Genomic DNA, 18,361 nt, shown 5'->3' on the forward strand with positions numbered 1-18,361 from the left:
TTGCTTCCTCAAAACTATACCAAGAGGAACCGATCGCCTTTAGAGAGCATATGATTAACCTTTATAGCCTATTGTTCATGACTCTGGTCACAGCCACCCTAGGGGGAGCCAGCTTTGCCCTATTCTGGCAGACTCGCCCCATGGTGAATACTTCCCCAACTCCCCAACCTTCTCTAGCTCCTTCTCCTGCTGCCGTTTCCCCGACTGCATCAATACAGACTCCTTCAGAAATCCGCCCGTTAAACCTCTTGGAACGAGATGAAGTAGAACCGGGAAGCGAATTCGATCGCTTTCGGCGGGAATTTCGTCATGCAGTAGCCGATCGCGATCGAGAATTTATTACAGAATTACTCCCCGAACAAAGCCCCTTGTGGGAAAAAATGGGAGAAGCAAGAGTCTGGGAAGAGCTAGAAAAGGCGATCGCCCTCGGATGTATTGCCCAAGAAAATTCCACCCATACTAAAATCGATCCCTTTACCTCCCTGTGGGTTTGTCCCCCAGTGCAATCCCAACTGCTGCAAGCCTATCCTCCCTCGATCCACTCACCCCAACCTAGACTAGACTGGGAAAAGAATCAGGTAGTGGTAGTAGGAGCGGGGGTAAATGTGCGATCTGCGCCCGATATTGACAGCGAGGCGATGGCGATCGTCTCCAATGAAGTGTTAACTCGGAGTCTTTCCCCCTCCGAGGAACCCCCCGATTCCCTTTCCAGTCCCCTCGATGGATGGACAGCCATCTACTTACCCAATGGAGACACCGGCTATATTTATAATCGCTATGTCTATTCTCCCCTAGATCCCCAAATCCACTTTGGCCAAGTGCAAGGAAAATGGCAACTGTTTTATTTTTTCCCAACAACTGGAGTAACGAGTCATGAGTATTAAGAAAAAACCTAAATTACCTCGACCGCAACAGATGGGTTGGATTTTAGTCGGTGTTGCTGGAGTCATTGTTACCCTTAACTATATTCTCCCTCAATTTACACGGCCGAAAGTTCCCACCGTCCCCTACAGTGAATTTCTGGAGCAGGTAAAGGAGAATAAAGTTTCTGGCGTGCAAATTGGCTCCAAAGAAATTCGCTATCGTTTGAAGTCAGAAAATACAGGAGAACAACTCGGCCCCCTACTCTCGACGACTCCCGTATTTGACCCCGAATTAGTCCAGCGCCTAGAAGCGAATGGGGTTTTGTTTCAAGCGGCTCCACCACCGACCAATACCTGGTTTGCCGTTCTCTTGAATTGGGTGATTCCGCCGATTATTTTGGTTGTTGCTTTTCAATTTTTCCTCAATCGGGGCAATTCCCAATCTTTAGCGATTAGTAAGAGTAAAGCGAAGATTTATGTAGAAGGAGCATCGGATAAAGTCACTTTTGCAGATGTGGCTGGGGTGGAAGAAGCCAAAGTTGAATTAGCCGAAATTGTGGAGTTTCTCAAAAGTCCCGATCGCTTCAAAAAAATTGGCGCAAGAATTCCTAAAGGGGTATTATTAGTCGGCCCTCCAGGAACAGGAAAAACCCTGTTAGCTAAAGCCGTTGCCGGAGAAGCAAAAGTTTCTTTTTTCAGCATCTCAGCTTCTGAATTTGTGGAGCTGTTTGTGGGTACGGGAGCCGCACGAGTACGGGATTTATTTGAACAGGCAAAAAAGAAAGCTCCTTGTATTATTTTCATTGATGAATTGGATGCCATTGGCAAATCCCGCAGTAATGGCGCGGTGCAAAGTGGCTCTAATGATGAACGGGAGCAAACCCTAAACCAACTTTTGACAGAAATGGACGGCTTTGGAGTGGGGGATGCTACCGTAATTGTTTTAGCGGCAACCAACCGCCCAGAAGCCTTAGATGCTGCCCTGTTGCGCCCCGGACGCTTCGATCGCCAAGTCTTAGTAGACCGACCGGATTTAGCGGGACGGTTGACAATTTTAGAGATTTATGCTAAGAAAGTCAAACTCGGAGATGATATCGACTTGAGGGCGATCGCCACCCAAACCCCCGGATTTGCCGGAGCCGACCTCGCCAACCTCGTCAACGAAGCCGCATTGCTGGCGGCTCGCAACAATCGGGAAGCCGTATCCCAAGCCGACTTTAAAGAAGCGATCGAGCGCGTCATTGCTGGACTAGAGAAAAAGAGCCGCGTATTGAGCGATCGCGAGAAAAAACGAGTCGCCTATCATGAAGTCGGCCATGCGATCGTCGGAGCCTTAATGCCAGCAAGCAGCAAAGTCGCCAAAATCTCCATCGTTCCTCGTGGTCTATCCGCCCTCGGCTACACCCTCAAACTCCCCACCGAAGACCGCTTCCTCATGGAAGAATGGGAACTGCGCGACCAAATCGCCATGTTACTCGGCGGCAGAGCAGCCGAAGAACTCATCTTTGGCACAATATCCACCGGAGCATCAGACGACCTGCAACGAGCCACCAACCTCGCCGAACAAATGGTCACCACCTACGGCATGAGCAAAGTCTTAGGCCCCCTAGCCTATCAAAAACTCTCCTCCGGAAACTTCCTCGGTAATGGCAGTGGCAACACCCGCCGCATGATGAGCGACGACACCGCCCAAACCATCGATCGCGAAGTCAAAGAAATCATCGAAAAAGGATATGCAAAAGCCTTCAGTATTTTGTCTCACAATCAAGAACTGATGGAAAACATGACCGAAGAACTCTTAGAAACCGAAGTCTTAGAAGGCGAACAACTCTACGCTTGGTTAGATCGGGTTAACTCTGTATCTTCCGAGAAAACCCTAGAATTTTAGCCCTTAATTAACACAGATTAACCAGCAGGATAGGCAGACCATTTAGAACCTATCTTGCTCATTAAGTCATAATTATTAAACTGAAAATGGACTAAAATAAGTAATTATATTTACTCTTTATTTTAACTTCATAAAAATTATCGTAAACCCACGGACTTTTATTCCGAAAAAATGCGGTATCATTCCCCTTAAGATTAGAAATTAAATTCTGTAAGGGGTGAATTGATGAGTACACTTTTAATGGTCTATACCCTGATTTCCTATGTATTTTCAGGGGCACTCTGCTATAGCAGCGCACGCAAAGAACAAGAAGACCTGAACTCAACCGAGTCTCAAAGCCTAGGATGGATTGTGCTATTTTGGCCCTTGTGGATCGGCCATGAAATCGACAACACAACCTCCCTAAGCGCCAATATTTCCCATCTAGAACAACAAGAGTCAATCCCGACCTCTAAACTCATCGGGCAGAGACTCGAAGAAGCAGGACTGCTCACCCACAACCAAGTGCAAGCCATCTTAGCCTACCAACAAGATCATCACCATTTACGCTTCGGAGAAATCTCCGCCATGTGGGGATGGATCAAATCAGAAACCGCCGACTTTTTTGCCGAACAGCTCCACCAACTCAAGAGTTACCAACAACCTCTAGGGCAAGCCCTCAAAGGTGCAGGCATTTTAGATGACGAACAAATCCAAACCATCCTCACCTATCAGTCTCAAACCGGTCTCAGATTTGGAGAAATTGCCGTTCGCCACGGATGGGTGAATCAGCAAACCGTTGATTTCTTCGTCAGTACACTTTATTAAAAGGATTCATACAAATCTTATGGGGCTTGGCAAGAGCGCCGTTGTTGATCGAGCTGTGGTTCTTGCCAAGAAAAAGCAAAATGGCTAATGGCCGAAATCCGACCCTGCCACCGTTGCAAATCGCGCATCTGCTCTTCCAAAGATGGGCGATTTCTGTAGTCTTGTCCCCATTGTCCGGCTAAAACGGGCTTCACTTGCACATTTTGAGTCGCCATACTTAAAACCCGCTCCACCTGTTCCGTAATACACTCGGTTCCGCTACACACACCATAGGACATGGGATGCCATTCCATAGAAGTCGGGAATTTATCCCAAGGTTGCAGGCGAGAATCATAACCTTTACCCACAACTCGGTTAGCATCGGGGAAAAATACGGCTCCGGTGGGTAATCCTTGACGTTGAGCAGGGGCACTGGCAAGGACGAGAAAATCAATCACTCCTTGCAGAGCATGGGCAACGGTGAGTAACCAGAGTTCCTGTTGTAGGCGGTCTTGCTGTTGTCTTAAACTGAGGGAGCCTTGTGGAGTGTTGCGACCTTGCCACATCGGTTGTCCTTCTTGGGGATAGCGTTGCTTGGCGGCTTGAAGATCGTCAACTGTAATATATCCTTTGCTGATATAGGCTTGAATGATGTATTGACCCTGATTATTCGTGGCCCGTTGATAGAGGGACTGTTGGGAAGCCGGGCCATAAATCCATAAATCTTGGACTTTGGTGGCGACAGAAGCCGGGCCAGTCAGCCGAGGATAGCGAATATAATCAAATAGCATCCCATCGGGCTGACGTTGGAGGATGGAATTGACGAGGTAATAATAGTCTCGTTTGGCTTGGGGATGATAGGGATCGATAAAGACTTGTTCTGTATCGCCTCCGGTGACTTCATAGCCGGTGTCTTTGGCATCATGAACCGATAGACTGGTTTCGTTGTTGCCATTGCGGGCTAGGGCTTGCTGGCGATCGCCCAACAGACTATAGTTATAGCCAAAATTCATCGAAAACAACCAGGCATAAATCCGTAGTCCCCTTTGTCTCGCTTTCTGAATCGTCAGGGCTAAGAGATCGGCATTTTCCTGTCCCTGAAGCCGAACCACAGAGGGCCAAGGGGTGGGGTTATCATTAACGGGTAAGAGAACTTGACCATCATAAAACACCTCAACATAGACCTCGTTATAGCCCTTATTCACAATCTCATCCATCACCCGGTCTAAATTGCCGTTAAATAGATCGCAGGGATAAACCCGCAGCCAAATCGCCTGAGTTTGGGGCCAAGTGCGAGCGCGGCAGTTTTGTAGTTGAGCCGTATGCTGTTGAACCAAAGCTTGATAGCGCTGTTGAGCTTCTGGGTTTCCACTCAGAGCAGCTTGCCGTGCCTGTTCTTTTGCTTGTCGCTCTGGATTGGATAATTGACAATAGGCATTAACGGCCGCAGAACTCGGTTTGATCTCGGTGAGGGTTCCTAGAATCGGGGAGAGCAGCAGAAATAGGGCCAGCCAAAGATTGAACTTGTAAGGTCTCAGGAATGGAGAAGTCATGAAAAATCAGGTAATAAATCAAGTGGATTACAGTCGCTTATCGGGGGAAAATCTTCCCGATCATAGCTTGTGACTGTTATGTTGTCTGTAAACGATCAGCCTATTAGTATTTCGCAAAAGTCAAGTAATCTATTCATCCCCCAAAATCGATCTTCCGAACGGTTGGATTGATTAATGTGAGCAATATGGCCGCCTTTTTCTGTGAGAATAAGATGAGCATTGGGATTTTGAGCCATACGCTGTTTCATTTGCGGGATAATTTGCGGATCGAATATGGGGTCATCTTCGGCATAAATAATTAAGTAGGGAAGAGTCAGCCGATCTAAAATGTACAGGGCGCTGGTTTGGCGATAATAGTCTTCGACCCTCTGAAAACCATAGTAGTCGATGACCATTTGGCGATCGCAACTATCCACTGAAGTCATTCTCTCTAAAGCGTCTGGTTTTAAGCTGTCGGGAAAGAGTGTCCGCCGTTTTTGGGCTTCAGCAATAAATTTACGGACAAAACTCTGTTCAATTTTGCGACCCATGAATGTAGTTCGCAAATGGGCTAAGGAAAGGCTAGATTCAAGATTAGTCGATAAAGTCGCCCCTCCGCAGATCTCAGAAGAACCGCTTTCCATCGCTGCTTTCACTCCCCATAAAGCCAATTGTCCCCCCATAGAAGCACCCGTGAGAATCACTGGGGTAGGGCAACCCAGGTTGGTGAGTTGCTCTGCTAAATGAACTTGATCTTGTCCTTCCCGCCAACCGTAGGATGAAGGGACGGGGGAAAGCTCGGCGGTTTTGCCATGACCTCGCCAGTCATAGAGGAGAATGGCAAAATGACGCTGGTAAGCCTTGTGAGCGAGTAAATGAGCATACCATTCGTTGTTGACTATGCCATTGATGCCCGTATTGAAGATGATTGTACCTTTAGCATGGGGGGGACAGCTCCAAATTCCCCACAGGGGAACCCCTTCCGCACCCGTAAAGATCTGTTCTTGCCAAGGAACTGGGGGCAAATGACTTAACCAGGAAACGCGATCGCCCCATTTTTTCCAAGTGATTCCATACCAGTAGTCTACGACTAAGGTTTGAATTAAACCATCCTGGAAATATAAGGGCGATTGATATTCAATGATGAGTTGCTTTGACAAAGGTTGCAATGCTATGCCATTGTCTTGAATTGTTCTTTTCACCTGAGTTGCATCCATTCACCTTCTGAACTCTTCCCTAATGCCCACGCAAAGGGTATTCTAGATAGTTTATAGGATCACGATTGCAGTGCCTCCCCAATATACCAGTCAGAATTGTTCAAATTGCGGTAAGCAAGTTGTCAAAACATTGAGTCAAAGAACGCATTGCTGCGGGCATTGTGGTACTGTACTAGACCGTGACCACAATGCGGCTCTAAATATCTTAGCTAGTGGGCACTCATAGGGTAGGGCATACCCAAATTCACGCCTGTGGAGAGAACGACCTCTGCCAAGCAGATGCAAGTCTGCTGGGTAAGTTGTCTCACTGAATCAGGAATCCCCGTCACTTCAGTGCGGGGAGTGTCAAGTTTATTCTTCACATCACAGTTTAGAACATGAAATCCTATCTCGCAGCCGCTATCCAGATGACCAGTAAGCCAGATCTGGAGAAAAACCTCGCTGAAGCGGAAGACCTAATTGACCTAGCCAAGCGCCAAGGAGCCGAACTGATTGGCTTACCGGAAAACTTCTCGTTCTTAGGTACAGAAACTGAGAAAATTGCCCAAGCCGGGGCGATCGCCGAGCAAACGGAGAAATTTCTCAAAACCATGGCTCAACGGTTCCAGGTGACTCTCCTAGGGGGCGGATTTCCCATCCCAGTCAGTAGCGATAAAGTTCACAATACAGCCCTATTGATTGACCCCAACGGTGAAGAACTGGCTCGATACCACAAAGTCCACTTGTTTGATGTAAATGTGCCCGATGGAAATACTTACCAAGAATCCTTAACGGTACAAGCGGGAACCGAACTCCCTCCCATCTACAAGTCTGAACTGTTCGGTTGCTTAGGATTATCGGTTTGTTATGATGTGCGCTTTCCAGAATTGTACCGCTCCTTGTCCCAGCAAGGGGCGGAAGTTTTATTTATTCCGGCGGCGTTTACCGCTTATACCGGAAAAGACCATTGGAAAGTTTTATTGCAAGCCAGAGCCATTGAAAACACCTGTTATTGTATCGCCCCCGCCCAAACCGGTTGCCATTATGCTCGCCGCAAAACCCATGGCCATGCCATGATTATCGACCCTTGGGGGATTATTCTCGCTGATGCAGGAGAAGAACCGGGAGTGGCGATCGCCGAAATCCGTCCCGACCGTTTACAACAAGTACGCCGACAAATGCCCAGCCTTAATCATCGCGTCTTCTAATCGCAATCATGTGAAACTCTTACTTTCGCTTTTCTTCAGATTTGCTTTACATTTGTAAAGAACCTTGTACAGTAGACATCGATGAGTTAAAGAACATAATGGTTGAAATACTCCCTTGGGTGTTTTCTCACACCCCAACCAGCCTCACCCCCTTGTTAGCCACAGCAACCGAAGCCGAAGCGACCAGTCCTACCCTAGTCTTAGCTGGGGTTCTTCTGAGCCTTGTTACTATTTATCTTGCCAGTAAAATTGGTAGTGAATTATGCGCTCGTCTGGAGTTACCTCCTGTCCTCGGAGAGCTTTTGGGAGGGGTGGTCATTGGGGTATCTGTCCTCAAATTGCTGGTTTTTCCAGAAGGCGGAGCTGGTGCAGAGGAATCCGTAATTATTACCTTGTTGGAAAAAACAGCCGGTTTAACCCCAGAAGCAGCCGATGGTGTTTTTCTCGCCCAAAGTGAAGTCATCTCGGTTTTATCAGAATTAGGGGTGATTTTTCTCCTATTTCAAATTGGTTTAGAATCAGATTTAAAACAACTTATTGATGCCGGAGTCCAATCCGCCTTAGTTGCCGTGACTGGGGTGGTCGTCCCGTTTTTAACGGGAACCTTGGGACTGATTTATTTTTTCCATGTGCCCAATATTCCCGCTATCTTTGCCGGTGCAGCCTTAACCGCCACCAGTATTGGGATTACGGCGAAAGTGCTGGCAGAAATTAAACGTCTGAATGACAAAGAAGGACAAATCATTATCGGTGCAGCCGTATTAGATGATATCCTCGGCATTATTATTCTGGCGATCGTAGCTTCCTTAGCCGAAAAAGGAGAAGTTGAGGTCTCCAGCATCATTTATCTGGTGATTAGTGCTGCGGCTTTCCTGATTGGCTCCATTATCTTAGGCCGCCTGGTCATGCCCTATTTTATGGGTTTACTTAATAAACTGACTACTCCAGGAACCCTCTTAATTGGTGGATTAATTATCGCCTTTATCTTTGCCTATATCGGTGCAGTTATTCAACTCGAAGCCATCTTAGGAGCCTTTACCGCCGGTCTAATTTTGGGAGAAACGGAAAAACATCGAGAACTGGAAGAATTAGTGGAACCCATCGGATTTATGTTGGTTCCTGTCTTCTTCGTCACCGTGGGGGCGCAAACCGATCTCTCGGTTCTCAACCCTGCGGTTCCCAGTAACCGGGAAGGACTAATTATTGCCAGTTTCCTGGTGGTCGTGGCGATTATTGGTAAAGTGGTCAGTGGATTTACCCTCTTCGGTGGTGAACCGGTTAATCGGATTGCCGTTGGTGTGGGGATGATTCCACGGGGAGAAGTCGGATTAGTCTTTGCTGGAGTCGGTTCTGCCAGTGGTGTCTTACCCGAATCCTTAGATGCAGCGATTATTGTGATGGTGATTCTGACCACATTTGTTGCGCCCCCCTTATTAAGAGTGGCTTTTCAAAAATCAGAAACTGTACCGAGTTCGAGTACAGAACCGAAAAAAGAACCCGCAGCGATCGCCGAATCAGATTCTAGCCAATAATCAGGCGATCTCTACCCATCGATATTACAATCAGCATTGAAAACCAAATTATGGGGGTGCAATCATCTGGCCGGATCGCGATCGACTCGCAACCGTCGCCAAGATTGCACCCCATCTTTTTTTCCCGATTCGTCTGTAGTTGTAATATACTCATCACCTGAATCTTAATTAAAGACTCCTCCCAATCAACCGTCATGAAATTTAGTCATTCTAGAGGCCCATCTGTGAAACTGAATTGGTTATTTCCTAGCCTTTTAGGACTCTGGCTCTGGTCAGCCCCAGTCCAAGCAGCCAGTTTACAATATTGGCGGTTCGATGCCAGAAACAATCGTCTGGAATTCACCACCAACGGCCGAGTTCAACCCACTGCCCAACTCATTTTTAATCCCACTCGCTTAGTCATCGATTTACCCGGAACCAGTTTGGGCAACTCCATTCGTTCCCAACTGGTCTCTACCCCAGGGATTAAACAAGTCAGAACCGGGCAATTTGAGCGCAACACCACCCGCATCGTCATTGAATTAAACTCTGGCTATACCCTCGACCCCTCTCAAGTCAGATTTATCGGCTCTTCTGCCTCCCAATGGACAGTACAACTACCTCAACCCCAACGAGAAGGCACAACCCCAACGCGCTCCAATCCTCCGCCTACTTTAACTTCACCTCCCCCCTCTCGGCCGGTAGCTCAACAACCTACCCCCAACCGCAGCACCAGTGGAAATGAAATTGAAGGGGTTCGAGTCACGGGTGATGGCTTTTTCATTCGCACCACCAACCAGCCAGAAATTGCTAGAGTGGAGCGCTCCTCAGACCAACGTCAAATTGAAATCGATCTCAAAGGGGTAAGTATACCCAATAGCTTAAACCCCAGACGTTTAAATATTAATAGTCGGGGACTCAATCAATTTATTCTCAGTCCCTTAGAGGGGGATGAGACCGGAACTCGTATTACCCTCAATGTCAACCCGAATAGTGCAGATTGGCAAGCTATACCTAACCGCATAGGGCTGGTTCTGATTCCCAGAGCTGGGAGTGGAACCGATGTTGCCAGTGCTAATCCTTGGCCGGCTGGTCGCGAGATTCGAGCCGCCGATCCGAATGTGCCCGATCCCACTCAACCGCCCCTGATTCAGGCGATCGAGTTGTCTGGTAATAGCACCAATTCCCAATTGGTGATTCGTGCTAGTGGCCGAGTCACTGCGGTGGGGGAATGGCCCAATCCTTCGGTCTATACTTTAAGATTATCGCCCGCTCGCTTAGGGCAAAATCCGCCTCAGATGCCTACAGGGGGAAATAGTCCCTTTACTCGCTTTGATGTGCAGCAAGCTGATGACCAAACGGTGGTGATTTCTATGACTCCTCGTTCTGGATTTAGCTTGGGACAGATCAATCAAGCGGGTTCCCAGGTGATTGCCCTATCTTTGGGGTCAGGTACTCCTTCCTTACCCCCTATTGCCTCGACTCCCAATCCTCCCTCAGCCAATATTCCCATTCCTGTTCCTAGACCAGCGAATCCTCTACCTCCTCAGCCGACGACTCCACCCCGTACCCAATGGCCCCTACCTACTCCAGGACGGACTCCCAATTCTCGAATTCGGGTGGTGATCGATCCGGGTCATGGGGGCCGCGATCCCGGTGCAGTCGGCATTCGTGGACTGCGAGAAACGGATGTAGTTTTAGATATCTCTCGACAGGTGGCCGCCATTCTGCAACAAAATGGGGTGCAAGTGGTTTTAACCCGCGATCGCGAAGTAGAAATCGACCTGGCTCCTAGGGTGAATCTAGCCGAACGGGTCAACGCCAACCTCTTTGTTAGCATTCATGCCAATGCAATTAGTATGAGTCGCCCGGATGTCAATGGAGTAGAAACGTACTACTACAATAGTGGCGCTCGCCTAGCCCAAGCGATTCAAGGTTCCATCCTCCGGAGCATACCGATGACTGACCGGGGAGTAAAAAGCGCTCGCTTTTATGTTCTCCGCCGAACATCCATGCCATCGGTATTAGTGGAAACTGGATTTGTAACCGGGGCCCAGGATGCTCCGAGGTTAGCGACTCCAGCCTTTAGAAGTCAAATGGCTCAGGCGATCGCCAATGGAATTTTGCTGTATATCCGGCAAAACTACTAGAGCTATGTTCGGAAAGTTTCACGCCCTCATAGCGGGTTCATTTCCCAAGCTGATGTAGTGATTGTCGGAGCAGCAAGGGCGTATCACAATCATCAGCGAGGAAACGGCGTGAAACTTCATTGGCTTTTACCAGGTGTTTTAGGATTATGGCTGCTCTCATCTCCCGTCTATGCAGCCAGTTTGGAAAATTGGCGCTTTGATGCCAGAAACAATCGCTTAGAGTTGACCACCGATACCAATGTCCAACCGAGAGCGCAACTGATTTATGGGCCGACTCGTTTGGTGGTTGACTTACCCGGAATTCAATTAGGGAGAGCATTACGGGAGCAGTTGGTCAATACGCCTGGGATTGCCCAAGTCCGCACGGGGCAGTTTAATTCTAATACTACTCGCTTAGTCGTAGAACTCAAACCCGGTTATACCATTGACCCCAATCAAGTGAAATTCCAAGGGATTTCCCCTCGTCGATGGGTGGTGCAAATTCCCAATCCTCAACGGGTGCAAACACCGGTTACCCCTCCTCCGGTTTCTACTCCTCAACCGGTTCCTTCGAGCAGCGCTTCATCTGTAGTAGAAGGGATTCGGGTTACTCGTGATGGCTTTTTTTTACGGGTGAATGGAGATAATCCAGAAGTGAAGTCTGTCAAACGCAGCTCTAATCAACAGGAAATCACGATTGATTTTGAGGGAGTTACCTTAGCGAGCGATTTACATCAAAGACCTTTACCGATTAATAGTCGAGGGGTGCGCCAAATCCAGATGAGTCAATTGGAGGATTCTATTGTAAGGGTAACTTTAGATGTGACCCCTGCCAGTCCGGATTGGAAAGCCGTTAGCCAATCCTATGCTGTTATTCTCATGCCGGTTCCTGGTAGTAGTATTTTATCTACCCAAGAAGCGCAACAACCTTGGCCGACCAATCAGGAACTAGCATCGGCAAATTCTTCTGTAGAGCCACTACCGACCCAACCCCCTCAAGATGGAGTGGTGATTAATGTACCGCCACCGGCTAATCCTTTGCCTCCTGCTCCTCCTCGTCCCCAACCCTTGCCTCCTCCGACGACTAATCCTCGTCCGTCTACTCCGACTCCTCCTCGCAATACTCGCATTCGAGTAGCCATTGACCCCGGCCATGGGGGTCGTGACCCTGGAGCGGTGGGGAATGGACTACGGGAGAAGGATATTGTGATGGATATCTCGAATCAGGTGGCGGCTATCCTAGAGCAAAATGGGGTGCAAGCGGTGCTGACTCGTCGGGATGACCGGGAAATTGATTTAGCTCCTAGGGTGGCGACGGCCGAACGAGCGAATGCGACCCTATTTGTGAGCATTCATGCGAATGCGATTAGTATGAGCCGTCCAGAAGTGAATGGGTTGGAAACCTTTTACTATCAAACGGGTCAGGCTTTAGCTCGCGATATCCATAATAGTATTCTGCAAACTTTAAATATTCGCGATCGCGGTATTCGTCGTGCTAGATTTTATGTGCTGAGAAACACATCTATGCCTTCTGTCTTGGTGGAAACTGGATTTATCACGGGTCGGGAAGATTCGGCTAAATTAGCGAATCCCGTTTTCCGTCGTCAGATGGCTCAAGGGATTGCCAATGGCATTCTGCGCCATATTCAGCAAAACTATTAGTGGGGGGAAGCACACATTGCTAAACCCCATGGTGTGAGTGAGTGATTTGGAGTAAATACAAAGCATGACCATCAATCATCGGCCAATTGGGGTTTTTGATAGCGGTGTGGGTGGACTGACGGTTCTAAGCGAACTCTATCGTCAGCTTCCCCAAGAATCGGTTATTTATTTTGGAGATACGGCACGCTTGCCCTATGGTACGCGATCGCCTGAAGAGATTATTCAATTTGTACGGGAAATTATCACCTGGATGGAAGAGCAACAGGTGAAAATGGTCGTCATGGCGTGCAATACCAGTAATGCATTAGCCCTAGAAGCCATTAGTGATGAATTTTCAACGCCCATCCTGGGATTGATTCTACCAGCCGCGAGAGCGGCTGTTTCTGTGGGTAAACGGGTGGGGGTGATTGCGACTCCTGCTACGGCTGCCAGTCAAGCCTATCGCCAAGCGATGATTGAAGTTGACCCAACGGTTCAGGTTTGGCAAGTGGGATGCCCAGAGTTTGTCCCTTTGATTGAACAAAATCGGATCAATGATCCCTATACTTATGAGGTTGCCCGCTCCTATTTGCAACCTCTGCTCCAACAAAATATTGATACTCTCATTTATGGCTGCACTCACTACCCTCTCTTAGATTCAGTGATTCGTCAACTGTTGCCTAAATCCGTACAAATCATTAATCCCGCCGTTCATGTGGTTAAAGCTACTGCACAAGAGCTGGATTTGCTGGGTTTACGAAATACCAATGCACCCTTACCAACCCAATTTGGGGTCAGTGGTTCTCCTCAACAGTTTAGATCTCGTTCGGTGTTTTGGTTAGGATACACTCCCCAAGTTGAACAGGTGGATTTAAGCTATCTGCCCATATCTAATTCTCTGGCTTCTTAAGCCCCTGTAGATCAGAAACTGGGTTTCTAGAAACCCGGTTTCTGGGCAAAAAGTAGGGGCAATTTTTGGGTTTTTTCACGTCTTGGAATTACGATATGGCCCAACCCCTGGGGTTGACTGATGACTTAAAACTTGCCGGTTGTCCATAGGCTTTGGGACAATGGGCAACAGTTCTCTATTGAATTGTTTTACCCGTTCAACATGAAAATCGCACAAGATATCACCAAATTGGTCGGCCATACTCCCTTAGTTCAGCTTAACCGCATCCCGCAAGCAGAAGGCTGTGTAGCCCGAATTGTGGTTAAGCTCGAAAGCATGAACCCAGCGTCCTCAGTCAAAGACCGAATTGGGGTCAATATGATTGATGCGGCCGAAAAAGAGGGGTTAATTTCGCCAGAAAAAACCGTATTGGTGGAACCGACTTCTGGCAATACGGGAATTGCTTTGGCGATGGTGGCTGCTGCGCGAGGCTATCGGTTAATCTTGTTAATGCCAGAAACGATGAGTTCAGAACGGCGAGCAATGCTCAAGGCTTATGGGGCTGAGTTAATTCTGACTCCGGGTTCGGAGGGTATGGGGGGATGTATTCGCCGAGCCATGGAAGTGGTGGAAGAAACCCCCAATGCGTATATGTTGCAGCAGTTTCAAAATCCAGCCAATCCCCAGATTCACCGCAAAACTACGGCTGAAGAAATTTGGGCTGATACGGATGGCCAGGTAGATATGATTGTTTCGGGTGTGGGCACTGGGGGGACAATTACGGGAGTGGCAGAGGTGCTGAAGAAGAGAAATGAGAAGGTTAAGGCGATCGCCGTGGAACCGGTTACTTCTCCTGTATTATCGGGTGGCCAACCGGGGCCCCATAAAATTCAGGGGATTGGGGCTGGCTTTGTACCAGAGGTTTTGAAGGTCGATTTAATTGATGAAGTGGTGACCGTTTCTGATGAGGAGGCGATCGCCTATGGTCGGCGTTTAGCGAAGGAAGAGGGCTTACTCTCTGGAATTTCTAGTGGGGCCGCGGTTTGCGCCGCCATTCAAGTGGGCAAGCGTCCAGAAAATGAGGGTAAATTAATTGTGGTGATTCAACCGAGTTTTGGCGAGCGCTATCTGAGTACCCCCTTATTCCAAGACCCAGTATAAGTTCAGGATAGGGGGATGGGGGGATGGGGAGATGGGGGGATGGCTCTTTACCAGAATTTTTAATTTTTAATTTTTAATGGTTCAGATGTGAATTACTATCAGACCCTAGAAATTGAGCCAAGAGCAACGGCGGAGGAAATTCGCCAAGCCTATCGCCGTTTGGTCAAACTTCATCATCCGGATCTCAATCCTGAAGTGGGTAGTGCTGACCGGATGGTGGCGATTAATCTGGCCTATGAAACCCTCAGCGATGTCCATCGTCGCCGAGTCTACGATCGCGAAAAGTTCCCCTATGCCCAAAGGAGCGATCGCCCCAAATCCACCAAATCTCCGACTCGTTCCCCCCAAAAACCTTTAGATCCCGATCGACATTGGCAACAATGGCTCTCAAGAGTTTATCATCCCGTCAATGCTTCCTTAATCGAAATTCTCGACTCCATCGAAACAGAAATTGATGACCTTTCTGCCGATCCCTTTGACGATCAATTGCTCGAAAATTTCCAAATCTATTTAGACAATTGTCGCTCCTTATTAGACGAAGCCCAAGTGCGGTTTCGTTCTCTCCCCAATCCTGGGCCCGTTGCCAGCATTGCCGCCCATCTCTATTATTGTCTCAACCAAGTCAGTGATGGTCTCGATGAATTCTCTTGGTTTCCTCAAAATTATGACGAACATTATTTACATACGGGTCTAGAACTGTTCCGGATTGCCCGTGGATTGCGTCAAGAAGCCCAAGAAGCTCTACAAGAGGTTTATGCTGATGCTTAATCAATCGTTTTTTCATCGCCAATACCCTAAAAAACCTTGTTTATGTATTTTTTACATAAAAACAATGCATTAATCGTAAAATCTTTATTTTTTTGTGTTTTATATTACAGAATATCCTTAAACTTCTGGATATACAGAAGTTATATCTCGGACAAGAAAAAACTTAAATATTTTATTACCGAGACAGGATAAGGAGAGGCAAAAAATGTCACTAAAAGTTGAACTGTTGGAACAAAGCTTTGAGAAGGTTAAGCCGGAAGCCAATGAATTTGTAGAGAGTTTTTACGCAAATATGTTCGCGGATAACCCGGAGGCCAAACCCCTATTTGAGCATACGGATATGAAAAAACAAAAGCAAATGCTTTTGCAGTCTTTGGTGTTCACAGTAGAGAACTTGAGAAAGCCAGAAGAGTTAAGTAGTGCCCTCAAAGGACTAGGGGCACGTCATGTTAAATATGGGGCCCTTCCTGTTCATTATCCCATCGTGGGTTCTGCACTCTTAAAAACCTTTGAACAATACTTAGGAGATCAGTGGACTCCTGAAGTTAAACAAGCTTGGATTGATGCCTATCAAGCCATTACCGAACTGATGCTCTCAGGCGCAGATTACGACAAAGCAGAAACCCAACTTTCTTAGGTCATGACCAGCAATTTGCAGCGATTTCCTCTGTTGAAAAATCTTTTTCAAGTCAAGACAGCTATCATTGCAGTGGTGGTTTTGCTATTAATTTGGGGAATTGCTGCGTTTGCCTTAGATCAGCGTCAAATCTTTCTGCCAGGAGTTACATCAGACGGACATACTTTAATCGAAGCCTCCTGTAGTTCCTGTCATGATGGGTTTAAACCGGTGAGCAATGAAACCTGTACGCGCTGTCATGAAGCGGAGTTAGTGAGTGATGCTCATGGCTCAAAAAAGTTTCGCGATCCCCGTTGGGCGGAATATCTGAGTAATTTAGATGTTTTGACTTGTACAGCTTGTCATGAAGAGCATGTTCATATGTTTGGTCGCGGGGTTCACCTAAAACCGGATTTATGTATGGCTTGTCATGAAGGGGTAATTGCTGGCGATATTCCCAGTCATAAGGGGTTTGAGCCGGATGGCTGCTGGACAGCCGGATGCCATAACTATCACGATCATCGGTCAATTTCGACGGGTTTTTTACGGGAAAATTTAAATCAGCCGATCCTATTGCCGAAGCCAGAAATGCCGAATTTAGAGGTAACCCTAACTGAAAGTAAACCTCCTAAACCCGATTTAGGTGAAGCGTTTCTGGAGGGTGAAACATGAGCAGAAAAGTAATCGTTTCGATTCTCTGCTTGGTGCTGATGTTCTGGAGTCATGGGGCGATCGCCTCCCCGATTTCCGCCGAGCGAGTAACAGAAATTACTCAGCAGTGGGAACAGAGTGTCCATGCTCTGGCGGATGTGAACTGTTCCACCTGTCATGAAGACTCTAAAACCAAAACCTTGGTGGTGCGTCCTAACCACGAAAGTTGCCAAAGTTGTCATCAGCAACAGGTTGATACCTTTCTACTCGGTAAACATGGGATTCGCACGGCGGAAGGACTTTCCCCTTTAACTCCTAAGATGGCACACTTACCGATGAAAGACTCGGCTTTTGATACCTCTATGGGGTGCAATACTTGCCATGATGTCCATCAACTTGACACTTTTAAGGCTTCCGTAGATTCCTGTTTGCAATGCCATAATGATGCCCATTCTCTCAATTATTGGGATTCAAAACATGGTTCTCAGTTTGCTGCATCCGTCAGACTGCCTCGCCCCAGTCCCGATCTGGTGACTTGTGCAACCTGCCATTTACCCCGCACAGTCAATGAGAATACCAATTCCGTGTTTGTCAATCACAATAACACTTATAACCTGCTTCCACGCGATCGCATGGTGAAAGAGGTTTGCATGAATTGCCACGGTTTGGAATATTCCTACAACAGCATCTTTGACGATGACTTAATTGAGGGCAACTTTCACCATCCCCCTCAGCAAGATTTAGAGACTCTGAAGTTGGTTAGAGCGCTAGAAAAACAGCGAACCGCTTCAGACTCTGAATAACAGATCTGTTCACCTACAGGAAAACCCCTTATGTCTATCCTCCGAACTTGGATACGTTCACTGAAACTGAAAACCATCAGCTTATTTGTTTTAGCCACAGCTATTTGTTTAACTGCTGTTTCTTGTGCTGGAGGAAATACCAGTAGCTCGACTCAAACCAGTGGTATCGATCCTGCTCTCGTGGTTGATTATATCCATGCCGTCGCTGAATCCGATCGTACTGCCTATACTAAGCATGTGGTGAATCGATTGAAAACCTTAGAAGGGCAAGAAAAACCCAACGGAGTAGTCCCCGCAGAAGCAACGGAAGCTTGGCAAGATGCCAATGGTATTCCTTTACCCGCGCAAATGTTCCGTTTAGGGGCAGAACTAGCCTCTGAACAAGGTACATTCACGTATGGTTTAATTTCACCTTGGAATATTAATGATGCACAAGCTCCTAGAGGAGAGTTTGAAGAGGTGGGGATGCAAACCGTTATTGATACGGGAGAACCCTATAAAGATTATCGGGAAATTGCTGGTCAAGAATATTACTCGGCTATTTATCCCGATAAGGCGATCGCCGAAGCCTGTGTCACCTGTCATAATCAGCACCCCATCCATAAAGAACGCTATCCCGATAAAATCTTTGAATTGGGAGATGTTATGGGCGGTGTTGTGATTAACTTACCCATCGAAGGAACCTAATCAAATCATACTCAATAGTCATTCCCAATAAT

The 18,361-nt window shown here is 47.5% G+C and carries 17 protein-coding genes; 15 read left to right on the plus strand and 2 right to left on the minus strand.

Going from position 1 to position 18,361, the window contains the following annotated elements; translation table 11 throughout:
• The first annotated feature begins 77 nt into the window (after positions 1 to 77).
• The 3 genes from PMG71_RS13675 (at position 78) to PMG71_RS13685 (ending at position 3,558) form a co-directional block, all read left to right on the plus strand.
• On the plus strand, positions 78 to 884 hold the full coding sequence (locus tag PMG71_RS13675) for a hypothetical protein (RefSeq protein WP_283754254.1): 807 nt from the start codon (positions 78 to 80) through the stop codon (positions 882 to 884).
• On the plus strand, positions 874 to 2,751 hold the full coding sequence (gene ftsH / locus PMG71_RS13680) for an ATP-dependent zinc metalloprotease FtsH (RefSeq protein WP_283754255.1): 1,878 nt from the start codon (positions 874 to 876) through the stop codon (positions 2,749 to 2,751). Before PMG71_RS13675 ends, ftsH begins: the two co-directional genes overlap by 11 nt.
• A gap of 225 nt (positions 2,752 to 2,976) precedes the next feature.
• The gene (locus PMG71_RS13685) at positions 2,977 to 3,558 is read left to right on the plus strand and encodes a cyclic di-GMP-binding domain-containing protein, MshE-related (protein WP_283754256.1); all 582 of its coding nucleotides are present in this window, start codon (positions 2,977 to 2,979) and stop codon (positions 3,556 to 3,558) included.
• Between the two features lie 17 nt (positions 3,559 to 3,575).
• Here PMG71_RS13685 and PMG71_RS13690 read toward each other — a convergent pair whose 3' ends face one another.
• Together PMG71_RS13690 and PMG71_RS13695 are read right to left on the minus strand one after the other, a co-directional pair.
• Positions 3,576 to 5,090, minus strand: a complete 1,515-nt coding sequence (locus PMG71_RS13690) for a family 10 glycosylhydrolase (protein WP_283754257.1) — start codon at positions 5,088 to 5,090, stop codon at positions 3,576 to 3,578.
• Positions 5,091 to 5,185: 95 nt separating this feature from the next.
• Positions 5,186 to 6,271, minus strand: a complete 1,086-nt coding sequence (locus tag PMG71_RS13695) for a YheT family hydrolase (protein WP_283754258.1) — start codon at positions 6,269 to 6,271, stop codon at positions 5,186 to 5,188.
• 85 nt (positions 6,272 to 6,356) lie between these two features.
• On the opposite strand from PMG71_RS13695, the gene PMG71_RS24145 reads away from it, so the two are divergent.
• The 12 genes from PMG71_RS24145 to PMG71_RS13755 all read left to right on the plus strand — a co-directional run bounded on the left by PMG71_RS24145 (position 6,357) and on the right by PMG71_RS13755 (position 18,329).
• Positions 6,357 to 6,512, plus strand: a complete 156-nt coding sequence (locus PMG71_RS24145; RefSeq protein ID WP_283754259.1) for a zinc ribbon domain-containing protein — start codon at positions 6,357 to 6,359, stop codon at positions 6,510 to 6,512.
• 151 nt (positions 6,513 to 6,663) lie between these two features.
• Entirely contained in the window at positions 6,664 to 7,473 is an 810-nt protein-coding gene (locus PMG71_RS13705; protein ID WP_283754260.1) for a carbon-nitrogen hydrolase family protein, read from the plus strand.
• 98 nt (positions 7,474 to 7,571) lie between these two features.
• Entirely contained in the window at positions 7,572 to 9,005 is a 1,434-nt protein-coding gene (locus PMG71_RS13710; RefSeq protein WP_283754261.1) for a cation:proton antiporter, read from the plus strand.
• Positions 9,006 to 9,229: 224 nt separating this feature from the next.
• Entirely contained in the window at positions 9,230 to 11,134 is a 1,905-nt protein-coding gene (locus PMG71_RS13715; protein WP_283754262.1) for an N-acetylmuramoyl-L-alanine amidase, read from the plus strand.
• Positions 11,135 to 11,242: 108 nt separating this feature from the next.
• On the plus strand, positions 11,243 to 12,775 hold the full coding sequence (locus PMG71_RS13720; RefSeq protein WP_283754263.1) for an N-acetylmuramoyl-L-alanine amidase: 1,533 nt from the start codon (positions 11,243 to 11,245) through the stop codon (positions 12,773 to 12,775).
• A 64-nt stretch (positions 12,776 to 12,839) separates the two neighbouring features.
• A complete protein-coding gene (murI, locus tag PMG71_RS13725; protein WP_283754264.1) occupies positions 12,840 to 13,664 on the plus strand; it encodes a glutamate racemase in 825 nt (274 codons plus the stop codon).
• A gap of 201 nt (positions 13,665 to 13,865) precedes the next feature.
• Positions 13,866 to 14,804 carry a cysteine synthase A gene (gene cysK / locus PMG71_RS13730; RefSeq protein ID WP_283754265.1) on the plus strand — a complete coding sequence of 313 codons (939 nt, stop codon included), beginning with the start codon at positions 13,866 to 13,868 and terminating at the stop codon, positions 14,802 to 14,804.
• An 87-nt stretch (positions 14,805 to 14,891) separates the two neighbouring features.
• Complete coding sequence (locus PMG71_RS13735) at positions 14,892 to 15,572, plus strand: J domain-containing protein (RefSeq protein ID WP_283754266.1); 681 nt, start codon at positions 14,892 to 14,894, stop codon at positions 15,570 to 15,572.
• Positions 15,573 to 15,777: 205 nt separating this feature from the next.
• Entirely contained in the window at positions 15,778 to 16,209 is a 432-nt protein-coding gene (locus tag PMG71_RS13740) for a globin family protein (RefSeq protein ID WP_283754267.1), read from the plus strand.
• Positions 16,210 to 16,212: 3 nt separating this feature from the next.
• Complete coding sequence (locus PMG71_RS13745; protein ID WP_283754268.1) at positions 16,213 to 16,860, plus strand: cytochrome c3 family protein; 648 nt, start codon at positions 16,213 to 16,215, stop codon at positions 16,858 to 16,860.
• The gene (locus PMG71_RS13750; RefSeq protein ID WP_283754269.1) at positions 16,857 to 17,642 is read left to right on the plus strand and encodes a cytochrome c3 family protein; all 786 of its coding nucleotides are present in this window, start codon (positions 16,857 to 16,859) and stop codon (positions 17,640 to 17,642) included. The genes PMG71_RS13745 and PMG71_RS13750 overlap by 4 nt, the downstream gene beginning before the upstream one ends.
• 30 nt (positions 17,643 to 17,672) lie before the next feature.
• On the plus strand, positions 17,673 to 18,329 hold the full coding sequence (locus PMG71_RS13755; RefSeq protein WP_283754270.1) for a c-type heme family protein: 657 nt from the start codon (positions 17,673 to 17,675) through the stop codon (positions 18,327 to 18,329).
• Positions 18,330 to 18,361: the final 32 nt, after the last annotated feature.

It is taken from the genome of Roseofilum acuticapitatum BLCC-M154 (assembly GCF_030068475.1).
Classification (GTDB): Bacteria; Cyanobacteriota; Cyanobacteriia; order Cyanobacteriales; family Desertifilaceae; genus Roseofilum; species Roseofilum acuticapitatum.

What these genes read in the sequence shown, in the direction of transcription:
- PMG71_RS13685 (WP_283754256.1), top strand. Translation starts at nt 2,977, where the DNA reads ATGAGTACACTTTTAATGGTCTATACCCTGATTTCCTATGTATTTTCA.
- PMG71_RS13750 (WP_283754269.1), top strand. Translation starts at nt 16,857, where the DNA reads ATGAGCAGAAAAGTAATCGTTTCGATTCTCTGCTTGGTGCTGATGTTC.
- ftsH (WP_283754255.1), top strand. Translation starts at nt 874, where the DNA reads ATGAGTATTAAGAAAAAACCTAAATTACCTCGACCGCAACAGATGGGT.
- PMG71_RS13740 (WP_283754267.1), top strand. Translation starts at nt 15,778, where the DNA reads ATGTCACTAAAAGTTGAACTGTTGGAACAAAGCTTTGAGAAGGTTAAG.
- PMG71_RS13690 (WP_283754257.1), bottom strand. Translation starts at nt 5,090, where the DNA reads ATGACTTCTCCATTCCTGAGACCTTACAAGTTCAATCTTTGGCTGGCC.
- PMG71_RS13745 (WP_283754268.1), top strand. Translation starts at nt 16,213, where the DNA reads ATGACCAGCAATTTGCAGCGATTTCCTCTGTTGAAAAATCTTTTTCAA.
- PMG71_RS13675 (WP_283754254.1), top strand. Translation starts at nt 78, where the DNA reads ATGACTCTGGTCACAGCCACCCTAGGGGGAGCCAGCTTTGCCCTATTC.
- cysK (WP_283754265.1), top strand. Translation starts at nt 13,866, where the DNA reads ATGAAAATCGCACAAGATATCACCAAATTGGTCGGCCATACTCCCTTA.
- PMG71_RS13705 (WP_283754260.1), top strand. Translation starts at nt 6,664, where the DNA reads ATGAAATCCTATCTCGCAGCCGCTATCCAGATGACCAGTAAGCCAGAT.
- murI (WP_283754264.1), top strand. Translation starts at nt 12,840, where the DNA reads ATGACCATCAATCATCGGCCAATTGGGGTTTTTGATAGCGGTGTGGGT.
- PMG71_RS13710 (WP_283754261.1), top strand. Translation starts at nt 7,572, where the DNA reads ATGGTTGAAATACTCCCTTGGGTGTTTTCTCACACCCCAACCAGCCTC.
- PMG71_RS13755 (WP_283754270.1), top strand. Translation starts at nt 17,673, where the DNA reads ATGTCTATCCTCCGAACTTGGATACGTTCACTGAAACTGAAAACCATC.